The sequence below is a fragment of the Thiobacillus sp. genome, assembly GCF_018780105.1.
Taxonomy (GTDB): Bacteria; Pseudomonadota; Gammaproteobacteria; order Burkholderiales; family Thiobacillaceae; genus Thiobacillus.
In genome coordinates, this window is record NZ_JADMKC010000001.1 from 60,496 (window position 1) to 72,683 (window position 12,188).

Genomic DNA, 12,188 nt, shown 5'->3' on the forward strand with positions numbered 1-12,188 from the left:
AACTCAGTTGAACCACAAGGAAAATTTAGAAATGAACTTATCGAACGTCAATCGCAGCGTGAATCATTCAATCCGCCCTGTTTTCGCCGGCATGGTTGCTGCCCTGATCATGGGCGGCAGCGCGCAGGCCGCCGATTTCAGTCTCAACTATCTCGGTCAGCAGATCGTGCCGAGCGGCACGTCGGCTTTCTCCACCACCGTCGGAGGGCTGTCCGGCCTCGATTACGATGCCACCAACCAGCGCTTTTTCGCGATCAGCGACGACCGTTCGCAGTTCAATCCGGCGCGTTTCTACACGCTCAATCTTGATCTCAACCAGTTCACCCGTTCTGCCACGCCGGGCATGGCTGGCGTCGCTTTCACCGGTGTGACCACAATCCAGCAGCCCGCAGGCGGCGCGTTCGCGATTAACACGGTCGATCCGGAAGGCATGCGCTACAGCAGCGCGAACGGCAAACTTTACTGGAGCAACGAGGGTCAGCGCTCCAGCAGCGGATTCCAGAATCCCAGCGTGCGCGAGATGAACCTGGACGGCAGCCATGTGCGCGATTTCGCCGTGCCCGCTTACTACAATCCGGTCGGCTCGAACAACGGCCTCGCCGCGGGCGATGCGGGTATCTACAACAACCTGGCGTTCGAGAGCATGACGATTTCGACCGACGGCAATACGCTCTATACCGCCACCGAAAACGGCCTGTCGCAGGACAGCCTCCCATCCACGATTGCCAATGGTTCGCGTGCGCGCATCCTGTCGTTCGACCTCGCCACGGGTGCTGCGGGCGCGGAATACGCCTACGACGTCGAGCCGGTGGCCATTGCGCCTAACCCGGCCAATCAGTTCGCCACCAATGGGCTGACTGATCTGCTGGCGATCGGCGACCGTGAGTTCATCGCCATCGAGCGTTCGTTCGCCGTCGGCGCCGTCACCCCCGGCGCGCCGGTCACCGGCAATACCATCCGCCTGTTCCATGTCGATGCCCGCAACGCGACCAACATCGCTGGGGTGGTCGATCTGACCGGCGAGATTGTTACCCCCGCCGCCAAGACCCTGCTGCTCGATCTGTCCACGCTGACGAACGACGACGGTACGCCACTCGCGCTCGACAACATCGAAGGGCTGACGCTGGGCCCGGTGGTCAATGGCAAGCAGACCCTGATCCTGGTGTCCGACAATAACTTTGGCGCGACCCAGTTCACCCAGTTCGTCGCGCTGGAAATCGCGCCGGTGCCGGAGCCGGAAACCTGGGCGATGCTGCTCGCCGGCCTTGGGCTGGTGGGATTCGCCGCACGTCGCCGTCGCTGAAACGCGCAAACGAAGCTTCATGTCCGGCCGCCGGGAGACCGGCGGTCGGGCCATGCGGCGCGTCACTGTTCTGCCAGAAACGGGGAATAGGATTGCGCCGTCGGTCGTTCCGACGCTTCGTTTTCCCTCATCTCTGGAGTCCGTATGTTCCCCACTTTTACTTCCCGGCAGGCTATCGCTTGCACCACCTTGTTGATCGCGGCTGCCGCGCCTGCCTGTGCCAGTGAGCGGCATGATCGCGACGATATCCACGCTTATATGCATGGCGCGCATCAAACTGTTCAGCTCGGCCCGCGCCCATTCTTCCTGGTCGAGGACATGGAAGACGGCAAGCTGAAGCGCAAGCTGCAGCAGTGTTCCAACGGACCGTTCCGCAAGAGCGATTTCTCGATCGGCCATCGCGGTGCGGCGTTGCAATTTCCCGAGCACACGAAGGAATCCTATGAAGCCGCCGCGCGCATGGGCGCCGGCATCGTCGAATGCGACGTGACCTTCACCCAGGACAAACAACTGGTGTGCCGCCATGCGCAGAACGACTTGCACACCACCACCAACATCCTCGCCACGCCGCTGGCCGCCAAGTGCACCCAGCCGTTTGTGCCAGCGACCTTCGATGCCAACGGCACGCTGCTGACGCCGGCGGCGGCCGAGTGCCGCACCAGCGACATCACGCTGGCCGAATTCAAGACGCTGCGCGGCAAGATGGACGCTTCCAACCCACGTGCGCGTACCGTCGCCGAATATCTGGGCGGCACCGCCAATTTCCGCACCGATCTGTATGCCGGCCCCAGCAGTGGCACGCTGATGACGCACAAGGAAAGTATCGCGCTGTTCAAGAAACTGGGCGTGAAAATGACGCCTGAGTTGAAGAGCGCCAGCGTGTCCATGCCCTACGACAGCGACGGCGACGGCACCGGCGACTACACGCAGGCAGACTATGCGCAGCAGATGATCGACGAGTACAAGGCCATGGGCGTGCGTCCGCGCGATGTGTGGGCGCAGTCCTTCGACATCCGCGACGTGCGTTACTGGATCGCCAACGAGCCGGCTTTCGGCAAACAGGCGGTGTATCTGGATGACGCCAATGTCCCCGCCGAGCTGCCGAATGCCGCCGAGCTGGAAAGCTACAAGGCCGAAGGCATCAACATCGTTGCACCGCCGATGTATGCGCTGCTCGATGTGGACGGCAGCGGCAAGATCGTTCCCTCGACCTACGCGCAAAACGCCCGCGCCGCCGGGCTCGACATCATCACCTGGACGCTCGAACGTTCGGGCGTTCTGGCCGACGGCAACAATGGCTACTACTACCAGACCATCGACTCGGCGATTACCCGCGAAGGCGATGTGATGAACGTGCTCGACGTGCTGGCGAAGGATGTTGGCATCCTTGGCATCTTCAGCGACTGGCCGGCCACGGTAACGTATTACGCCAACTGCATGAACCTGAAGTAAGCCCGCTATTGCGCAACCGCGGACCGCGCGTTGCGCAATGGTGCCCCGGCCGCGTCTGCGGCTGGGGCCAGCAGGCATCACCCTGCCGCTTCTCTGCGTGCAGGACTTTCAAGCCATTTTGTGCGCCGTCCATCCTCACCGTAGCGATGAGCAGGCAGCCGTTCGCCTCGCGGATATGGCGCATTCGGCTCAATCAGCCGGTCATCCGGAATCATGGTTCGACAACATTGAACCGGTAATCTTGATAAAGCCTCACGTGCTTCAGCGTGCAGTCGCTAGCCATCACAAGACTCATTTTTTCAATGGAGAAAATCATGACAAAAACCCCGTTCCAGAACACCCTGATTTCCATGGCCGTTTTTGCCGCGTTGGCGGCTTCGGCTGGCGCGCAGGCCGAAAGCGTGCGCTTCGCCACCTTCAACGCTTCGCTCAACCGCGACGCCAGCGGCGATCTGCTGAGCGATCTGGCCAATCCGTTGGCGACGGGTGGCGTCAGTGCCACGATCGCCAACCGCATCCAGCAGGCGCACAACGTCGCCGAGATCATCCAGCGGGTAAATCCCGACGTGCTGCTGGTGAACGAATTCGACTACGACCAGAACGGCATGGCGGGCAGCAGCAGCGTGCCATCGGCTGCGGGTTATTCCAGCCAGGCGGCGAAGCTGTTCCAGGACAACTATCTGTCGACCAGCCACGGCAACGCCGTGCGCGGAACGACCAGCGGCGTCAACTTCGCCTACCGCTACACGCCCACCACCAATACCGGACTCGCCAGCGGATTCGATCTGGACAACAACGGCGCGGTCGGCGGTGGCAACGATGCCTACGGCTTCGGCAACTTTGCCGGCCAGTATGGCTTCACCATCTATTCCAAATATGAAATCGTCAATGTGCGCACCTTCCAGAATTTTCTCTGGAAAGACATGCCGAACAACCTGCTGACCAACGACCCGACCGCAGGTGCGAACAATCTATCCAACTACTACAGCCCCGACGAGCAGGCTGCGCTGCGCCTCTCTTCCAAGAATCACGTCGACGTCACGCTGAAAATCGACGGCCAGGAAGTGCATTTCCTCGCCGCGCATCCCACGCCGCCCACCTTCGACGGCGCCGAGGACAAGAACGGCAAACGCAACCACGATGAAATCCGTTTCTTGAAGAATTACATCGAAGGCGCAGGCTATATCTACGACGATCAGGGCGGTACCGGCGGTCTGGACGCGGGGGCGAAATTCGTCATTGCCGGCGACTACAATGCCGACCCCAGCGACGGCGATTCGTATGCCAGCGCCATCAATCAGTTGCTCAACGCCACGCTCGTCAACACGCAGTTCACGCCGGAATCGGCAGGCGGCACGCAGGCTGCGACCGATCCGCACAACAACGGAACGGCCAACGCCAGCCACGTCGGCGACCCCAAATTCGATACGGCCGACTTCAGCGATTCCGCGCCAGGCAATCTGCGCGTCGACTACGTGCTGCCCTCGGCCAACATGAACATCGAAGGGGGCGGGGTGTTCTGGCCGGTCGACAGCAACCAGACCGACACCAACAACACGGGCGAACTGTTCGATCTGGTCGGTACCTTCCGCAACCAGAATCTGTACGCCAATCTGCCCAGTTCCGACCACAAGGCAGTGTGGCTGGATGTTGAAATCGCGCCGGTACCGGAGCCAGAAACTTACGCCATGCTGCTGGCTGGGCTGGGGCTGGTGGGATTTGCGGCGCGCCGTGCGCGGCACTGAAAGTGCAGCAACTGTCTACAACCATCCGATTTTTATAAGAGAAAGACATCCACCATGAAATTGCGCTCACCTTTGAGCCGCCTTGCTGCAGTTGCCGTATCCATCACTTTCACGATTGCAGCCGATTCAGTGCGGGCCAGCACAACTATCTCCTTGCCAGGTCCGGATACTGGCACTGCCGGTTTGCTGTCGGCATCGTCCGACTTTATCGAAGTGGGCGCGCTGTATCTGGAAGGGCCAATGACGATCGAAGCAGATTCGACTACGTTTCATTTCACCACCTTCGAGATGGCGCCCGGCTCCTCGTTGAGTTTCGTCAATCTGCGGGCGGACGATACCTTGCGTCTGATTGCCAGCGAATCGATTCGCATCCGGGGCGAGCTGATTTTCGCCCCGGCGGGGGGGCTGTATATCGAAGCACCGCTGGTCGAGTTTGGCGAGGGTGCTCTGATCGAGGCACCTGGCGGCTCGATCACGCTCGTTGCAACCCGGGGCATCAACAATGGTCTGCCCTCCGGTGGCCCGCTTGCCAGCGGCGGGTTGATTCTGGGTACAGGCGCGTCCATCGATGTGTCCGGATCGGGGCAGCCTGTCCAACTTGACGAGGGGATCCAACTGCGCGCGGGTGGTTCCCTTTCGATCGCGCCCGGCGGGGGTATCGTGACCGCACAAGCACCCATCCCCGAGCCCGAAACATGGGCCATGCTGCTGGCTGGGCTGGGGATGGTGGGATTTGCGGCTGTACGACGCAAGTCGGTCAAGCGGTAAGTAGTGCGCGGTAAGCGGAACGGGCGGCCACATGGCCGCCCGTTTTTTTGCAACGCTGGCCGTTGCCATGCATGAGCCGTTCGGCATGCACCGAATGCGTGTGTGTGACACATGGCTACAACATGTCGCCGTTAGGCTTCACCTTTAGCTGAATTTCCTCACAAGCCATTCCTGCGGAGACTTTCCATGAACCATCCTCGTTTCGGCTTCCTGGCTGCTGCCTTGATAGTCGCCTACGCATCGCCTTCGCTCGCCGCACTGCCGAATGGCGTTGCTTCGGGCGATGTGACGCAAAACTCCGCCTGGCTGTGGGCGCGCAGCGACACGACGGGCCTGGTGACTTTCGAAGTGGCGACCGATGCTGCGTTTGCCAACGTCGTCAATACGTTCAATGCGGCGGTGGTCGATCCGATGCAGCCGGTCAAGGGCATGGCGAACGGGCTTGCCGCAGGACAGCAGTATTACTACCGCGCCACCGATGCAACGCTGTCGAGCTTTAACGGCAGCTTCCGTACCGCGGCAGCCGCAGGTTCGCACAATGGCCTGCGTTTCGGCGTTTCGGGTGACTGGCGCGGCGAACTGGCGCCTTACCCCGCGATCAAGAACGTCGCGTCGAAGAATCTGGATTTCTTCGTCAAGCATGGCGATACCATTTACGCCGAGCGCTATTCCGGCCCGGCACAGCCCACTGCCAGTACGCTCGCCGACTATCGCGATCGCCATAACGAAGTGCTGTCCACCCGCTACGGCATGAATACCTGGCAGGACGTGCGTGCCAGCACGCCGGTGTTTGCGGGCATCGACGACCATGAAGTGGTGAACGATTTTGCCGGTGGTTCGCCGGTCGGCAGCGGCTACTACAACGACACTCAGCGCTACCAGGATGGCCTGCAGGCGTTTCGCGAATACATGCCGATTGCCGACACGAATTACGCCGGAACCGGAGACGCGCGCTTCGACGGCAAGCCCAATCTCTATCGCGCGCAGCAGTTCGGTTCCGATGCGCTGATGATCATGACCGATGCGCGTTCCTTCCGCGACGCCGAACTCGCACCCTGGAATGGCACGCAGGCCGATGCCCAGCGTTTTCTGACCGAATCGGCGACGCAGGACCGCACGATGCTGGGCCGCACCCAACTCGACCAGGTGAAGTCCGACCTCAGCCAGGCGCAGCAGGACGGCGTGACCTGGAAGTTTCTGCATATCGCCGAGCCGACGCAGAACCTTGGCCTGGCCGCCGCGGGCGACCGCTACGAGGGTTATGAGCGTGAACGCACCGAGCTCTTGTCCTACATCAAGAATGAAGGCATCGACAACGTGGTGTTCGTCACCGCCGACATCCACGGCACGCTGGTCAACAACCTGACCTATTCGCCGGACGGCGTGAACCAGATCGAAAGCGGCGCGTGGGAAATCAGCACCGGCGCGGTGGCGTTCGAGCAGCCTTTTGGCCCCACCGTCGTCAATCTGGCGGCGAGCCTCGGCCTGCTCACACCGGATCAGGTCGCCTATTACAACAGCCTGCCCAGCGACATCGCCAAGGATCAGTTCATCAAAGGTCTGGTCAATGCACAGGTGCTGCCGCTGGGCTACAGCGGACTGGGGCTCGAAGGCTCGGGCATTCCGTTCACCAACCTGATGCCGACGGTTCCCGGCTATGGCCAGCTCGATTATTCGCTCGCCACCCACAGCTACGGCTGGACCGAGTTCGAGATCGACGCCGCAACCGGCGAGTTGATCGTGACCACCTGGGGCATCCCCGATTACAGCTACGACGAGCTGACCGCCAATCCGGATTTGATTACCGGGCTTGCGCCGCAAATCGTGTCGCGCTTTTCCGTGACGGCCGTGCCCGAACCCGAGACCTGGGCCATGTTGCTGGCCGGCCTGGGCCTGGTCGGCCTGGTTGCACGTCGCCGTCTTTGAATTTTGCCGTCTTTGATTTTTTATCACCACCGAGGAATTTCTCATGAAAACGTGTTCAGTCATCGGCCTGGCCGCCGCCCTGTGTTTTGCCCTTCCCGCTACTGCCAGTGAGCGGGGGCGTGATCATGACTCAGCCCAGGAACAGTCCTTCGCCCTGATCGGCGACGTGCCTTACGGCGTGGCCATCGAAACCAAGTTCGATCGCGTGATCGACAGCATCAACGCCGCGCCGCGCGTGCGCCTGGTGGTGCATACCGGCGACGTCAAGGCCGGCAGCGAGCGCTGCGACGACGAACTGCTGATCAAGCGCTACAACCAGTTCCAGAAACTCAAGGATGCCGTCATCGTCACCCCCGGCGACAACGATTGGACCGATTGCCACCGTGCCAACAACGGCGGCTATGTGCCGATCGAGCGGCTCGCCAAATTCCGCGAAATCTACTATCCGGTTCCCGGTCTCAGCGGCGGCCAGCATCGCGTTCATGTGCGTACGCAGTCGAGCATGGCCGGTTTCGATGATTACGTCGAAAACGCCATGTGGAGTTTCAATGGCGCGATGATGGCGACGGTTCACGTGGTGGGCAGCAATAACGGACTCGATCCCTGGAACCAGATCGACTCGAGCGACAGCTATGATTCGCCGCGTCCCGATCGCGTCGCCGAAGTTGCCGCGCGCGAAGCTGCCGCGCTGGCCTGGATCGACGAGGTGTTTGCACAGGCCCAGGCCCGTCGCAGCGCCGGCGTCATGATCGCCATGCAGGCCAACATGAACCTCGATCTGCCCGTGGCCGATCAACAGCGTCAGGGTTTCAATGCGGTGATCGACCGCATCACCCAGCATGCCATTGCGTTTGGCAAGCCGGTGCTGGTCGCGCACGGCGACAGCCATTACTTCCGCTTCGACAAACCCTACACTGCGCCGATCCAGCCATCGGGCAAGGCCATGGTGGAGAACCTCACACGCGTCGAAAACTTCGGCGCACAGAATGCGCACTGGGTGGAGGTTTTCGTCAACCCGCACGATGCCAACGTCTTCCGTATCGAGCCGCGGATCGTGCGCGACAATCTGTTTGCACGCTAAGCAGCAGGCAAACAGCAAAACGGGCGGCCTCCGGGCCGCCCGTTTTTTTTGCGGTTGCCACAAGCCGACAACATGGACGCGCTAGCATCGGCGGATGCATCCTCCGAGTTATGCCGAATTCATCGAAGCCGGGGCGCGCGCGGAAGCGCAGCGAAGACAGCCCCTGCGCGTGTTGCTGATATTTCTGGCGGTATTTTTTTCGCTGCAATACGCATGGGAAATGAGCCGTGGCAGCTGGCTGGAGCGCTTGATCATCGACCAGCTGACGGTTCGTCCTGCAGCCTGGGTGATCGATTGGCTATGGCCGGCGTTTCAGGTCCATGCCGAGAGCCATCGTCTGGTCGCGGCAGCGGGGCGTTTGAATATTCTCAATGGCTGCGAGGGGATGGAGACGCTGTTTCTGCTGGCGGCGGCATTCATCGCTTACCCGTTTGCCTGGCGCACCCGTCTGCTGGGTCTGGGCGCCGGCACGCTGCTGGTGTTTGTCCTGAATCAGGCGCGCATCATCGTGCTGTGGCACGCCTTCCTGCATCACCGGGACTGGTTCGGGGTGTTGCATGGCACGGTGTTGCCGGTATTGCTGGTGGCGGGCTGCCTGATTTTCTTTCTGCTGTTTTTGCGGCGCACGCCGTGAGCGCGACGCGTTCCGCCGTGACCGGCATCATTCTGCGGATGCTGTTCTGGCTGCCGGTTCTGCTGTGGGCGGCGTGGGCGTGGGGTTGGTATTACGCCGATTTCTGGCTGCCCGTGTACGAGCGGGTGCTGGGCTGGGCGTTGCCGGATTTTGCGGTGCTGCATTTCGGCATCGGACTGGGCAGCGAGTATGTGTTCGACACGCAGGTGATCACGCAAAATGCGCTGCTGGTACAGGGGCAGATGCTGCCGGCCGGCTTGACGGTGGATGCCTCGACGCCGATGTATGCCGCATTGATTCATCCGCTGGTGTTGGGCGCGGCTGTCCTGGTCTGGCCGCTGCCCGGCTGGCGGAAGCGAGGGGTACGGCTGCTGTTGAGCCTGCCTTTTTTGTTGCTGCTCGAAGCGATCGATGTGCCGCTGGTGCTGGCGAGTTCGGTTACAGACTTGCTCAGCTATACGCTCGATCCGGTGGCCGACACGGCCTCGTGGCGGGTCGACTGGATGCGCGTCATGGATGGCGGCGGGCGCTTTGCCCTGAGTCTGGCGATGGCGTTTGCCGCGGCGCAGCTGCATCGCGGGTTCGACCGCTTTGTTCTTGCGCGCAAGGATTGAATGGCAGGCGCAGGCCGTAGCGTCGTATGCCTGTCATACAGAGCGCTTATGTTTTGCGCCGATGAATCTACGCTTTATTTCACGTTCGCGGCCTGTCGGCGCTGTGCGTCTGGCCTTTTTTGCGCTCCTGCTGCTGGTCCTGGCGTTTGTTCCGCTGCGGACGGCATGGGCTGCCGCAGGCGACGTGCCCGCAGCCTTTGCCGACAAGATTGCGCCGGAAGCCTGGCGCAAGCTGCAGGCGGGCGAGATCAGCGATGTGCTGGTGTTGTTCGAGGATGCCGCCATCGATGCCGAGGTCGCGGCGCGCTTAAGCCTGCGTGCCTTGCAAAAGGAAGATGCGGCCATCACGCAGCTGCGCGTGGATCGCTACCGCACACTGAAGACGCGGGTGCTGGCGGAACTGCCGCTTGCGGAGGTTGAACTGCGGCGCGACTTTCGCCATCTGCCGATGGCCTACCTGCACCTGCGCGATCATGCGGCGCTGCTGCGTTTGCTGGCGCGCGGCGAGGTCGCGGCGGTCTACGAAAACACCGTGCTGTATGCGCAACTGGCCGAAGTGCTGCCGCTGATCGGGCAGCCGCAGGTCAACCAGACGATGGGGCGCAACGGGAGCGGAGGCGCCATTGCCATTCTCGACACCGGCCTGGACTACAGCCGCGCTGAATTCGGTTCCTGTACCGCGCCCGGCGTGCCGGCCGGCTGTCGCGTGGTGGCGGCGTTCGATACCGCGCCGGAAGACAACGTGCGCGATGCCAACGGCCATGGCACCTGGGTGGCGGGCACCGCAACGGCCGTTGCACCGGGTGCTGGCATCATTGCGATCGACGTCTTCGACGGCACCTCGGCCAGTAGCGTCGATGTCATCGAAGGCATCGACTGGGCGATTGCCAATCGTGTGGCCTACAACATCGTGGCAATCAACATGAGCCTGGGCGATGGGGCCAAGTACACCAGCAGTTGCAGCAGCAAGTTCAGTAATCCCTACCGCCAGCCCATTATCGACGCCCGCAACGATGGCATCCTCAGCATTGTTTCCAGCGGCAACAATGGCTATTCGGACGGCATTTCCAATCCGGCCTGCACGCCCGAAGCGGTGTCTGTGGGCGCGGTTTATGACGCCAACGTGGGCGCGCGCACCTGGACATCGCCGGAGCCGGACTGCACCGACAGCACCAGCGCGGCCGACAAGGTGGCGTGCTTTTCCAACAGCGCCAGTTTCCTGACCCTGCTCGCGCCCGGCGCGCTGACCACGGTGGCCGGCGCCACGGTCGCGGGCACGTCGCTGTCATCGCCGGTCGTTACCGGCGCGGTTGCCCTGTTGGCACAGGCATTCCCTGGCGATACCGCCGTCAGCCGCCTGGGCCGCCTCACCGCAAATGGCAAGCCCGTTACCGATATGCGCAACAGCCTGGTCAAGCCACGGGTCGACGTGCTCGCCGCGCAGGGCGCGCCGGTCAACGATACGTTTGCTGCCGCCACGGTCATCAGCGGCGGCAGCGGCAGCGTCAATGGCTGGAATTTGAACGCGACACAGGAATCGGACGAACCCGTGCATGCAGCCGTCAGCGGCGGAAAATCCGTGTGGTGGCAATGGACGGCAGATGTATCCGGCACCCTCAGTCTCGACACGCACGGCAGCGGCATCGATACCCTGCTGGCGGTCTACACCGGTGGTAGCGTATCGACACTGCAGGCCGTCTCTGCCAACGACAATGACGGCTCGGCCGGCAACGCCAGCGGGATCGGGCTCGCTGTGACTGCGGGCACGGTCTACCGCATTGCGGTCGATGGCAAGGCGGCAGCGAGCGGGGCGCTCAGCCTCGCCTGGAGTGTGTTGCAGGCGCAGACCATCACTTTTGCGCCCCTCGACGACATGCCGGTGAACAGCGCATTCAACCTGAACGCCACCGCCAGCTCGGGCTTGAGCGTGAGCTTCGGCAGCCAGACCCCGACCATCTGTACGGTTGCGGGCAACGTCGTCAGCCTGATCGCCACGGGCACCTGCACGCTCGCGGCCAGCCAGCCCGGCGGTTCGGGGTACGGTGCGGCGCCCGGCGTGACGCAGAGTTTCAGCGTAACCTCGCTCGCCCAGACCATCAGCTTCCCGCCCATCGCCAGCCAGACCCTGGAAATCGCACCGTTCACCGTTGCCGCCAGCGCCAGTTCCGGTTTGCCCGTGAGCATCGCCTCGCTGACCCCTGCGGTGTGCAGCGTCAGTGGCCACACCGTCAGTCTGCTGACAGTGGGTCTGTGCACCCTCGAAGCGAGCCAGGCGGGCGACAGTCAAACCAGCGCTGCGCCTGCCGTCATGCAAACCTTCAGCGTGGCGGCAGCTAGCGGCAGCGGCAACGATGGCGATGTGCCGCTACCGCCCTGGGCCCTGCTATTGCTGGGCGGCGGCTTGCTGGCGGCCATGCGCAAGCGTCTGGTCTGAGGGGAGACTGCGGTTTTCGGCTTTCTGGCATGAGCCGAAAAGCTCATGCCAACGGGAGTTCCAGCACGACGCATTGCAATATTCAGTCGATATGATTCTCCACAGTCGCAGAAGCAATCGAACACAAGATTCGGGGCGCTGCGGCCATGAAGTCAGGCAGTCATAAATAAAGTAACAGGCAGTGCGCGTGAATAAGCAGCAGGCATCGCAGCCCGGATGCCAGGGCAGGTT

Annotated in this window: 9 protein-coding genes; all 9 read left to right on the forward strand. The window is 62.1% G+C overall.

Annotation, left to right across the window (positions count from 1 at the left end):
• The first annotated feature begins 31 nt into the window (after positions 1-31).
• The 9 genes from IV098_RS00275 to IV098_RS00315 all read left to right on the forward strand — a co-directional run bounded on the left by IV098_RS00275 (position 32) and on the right by IV098_RS00315 (position 11,957).
• A complete protein-coding gene (locus IV098_RS00275) occupies positions 32-1,303 on the forward strand; it encodes an esterase-like activity of phytase family protein (protein WP_296885275.1) in 1,272 nt (423 codons plus the stop codon).
• A gap of 144 nt (positions 1,304-1,447) precedes the next feature.
• Complete coding sequence (locus tag IV098_RS00280) at positions 1,448-2,755, forward strand: glycerophosphodiester phosphodiesterase family protein (protein WP_296885277.1); 1,308 nt, start codon at positions 1,448-1,450, stop codon at positions 2,753-2,755.
• A 314-nt stretch (positions 2,756-3,069) separates the two neighbouring features.
• A complete protein-coding gene (locus IV098_RS00285; RefSeq protein ID WP_296885279.1) occupies positions 3,070-4,500 on the forward strand; it encodes an endonuclease/exonuclease/phosphatase family protein in 1,431 nt (476 codons plus the stop codon).
• A gap of 54 nt (positions 4,501-4,554) precedes the next feature.
• Positions 4,555-5,268, forward strand: coding sequence for a PEPxxWA-CTERM sorting domain-containing protein (locus IV098_RS00290; RefSeq protein WP_296885281.1), 714 nt, complete (start codon positions 4,555-4,557; stop codon positions 5,266-5,268).
• Positions 5,269-5,454: 186 nt separating this feature from the next.
• Positions 5,455-7,194 carry an alkaline phosphatase D family protein gene (locus IV098_RS00295; RefSeq protein WP_296885283.1) on the forward strand — a complete coding sequence of 580 codons (1,740 nt, stop codon included), beginning with the start codon at positions 5,455-5,457 and terminating at the stop codon, positions 7,192-7,194.
• 43 nt (positions 7,195-7,237) lie between these two features.
• Positions 7,238-8,275, forward strand: a complete 1,038-nt coding sequence (locus IV098_RS00300) for a metallophosphoesterase (RefSeq protein ID WP_296885284.1) — start codon at positions 7,238-7,240, stop codon at positions 8,273-8,275.
• Between the two features lie 94 nt (positions 8,276-8,369).
• Positions 8,370-8,909, forward strand: coding sequence for an archaeosortase/exosortase family protein (locus IV098_RS00305; RefSeq protein WP_296885286.1), 540 nt, complete (start codon positions 8,370-8,372; stop codon positions 8,907-8,909).
• A complete protein-coding gene (locus IV098_RS00310; protein WP_296885288.1) occupies positions 8,906-9,523 on the forward strand; it encodes a hypothetical protein in 618 nt (205 codons plus the stop codon). The genes IV098_RS00305 and IV098_RS00310 overlap by 4 nt, the downstream gene beginning before the upstream one ends.
• Before the next feature lie 61 nt (positions 9,524-9,584).
• Positions 9,585-11,957, forward strand: a complete 2,373-nt coding sequence (locus IV098_RS00315; protein WP_296885290.1) for a S8 family serine peptidase — start codon at positions 9,585-9,587, stop codon at positions 11,955-11,957.
• The last annotated feature ends 231 nt before the right edge of the window (positions 11,958-12,188 follow it).

Coding starts and splice junctions, on each gene's coding strand:
- IV098_RS00305 (WP_296885286.1), top strand. CDS start 8,370: ATGCATCCTCCGAGTTATGCCGAATTCATCGAAGCCGGGGCGCGCGCG.
- IV098_RS00300 (WP_296885284.1), top strand. CDS start 7,238: ATGAAAACGTGTTCAGTCATCGGCCTGGCCGCCGCCCTGTGTTTTGCC.
- IV098_RS00275 (WP_296885275.1), top strand. CDS start 32: ATGAACTTATCGAACGTCAATCGCAGCGTGAATCATTCAATCCGCCCT.
- IV098_RS00315 (WP_296885290.1), top strand. CDS start 9,585: ATGAATCTACGCTTTATTTCACGTTCGCGGCCTGTCGGCGCTGTGCGT.
- IV098_RS00295 (WP_296885283.1), top strand. CDS start 5,455: ATGAACCATCCTCGTTTCGGCTTCCTGGCTGCTGCCTTGATAGTCGCC.
- IV098_RS00290 (WP_296885281.1), top strand. CDS start 4,555: ATGAAATTGCGCTCACCTTTGAGCCGCCTTGCTGCAGTTGCCGTATCC.
- IV098_RS00280 (WP_296885277.1), top strand. CDS start 1,448: ATGTTCCCCACTTTTACTTCCCGGCAGGCTATCGCTTGCACCACCTTG.
- IV098_RS00285 (WP_296885279.1), top strand. CDS start 3,070: ATGACAAAAACCCCGTTCCAGAACACCCTGATTTCCATGGCCGTTTTT.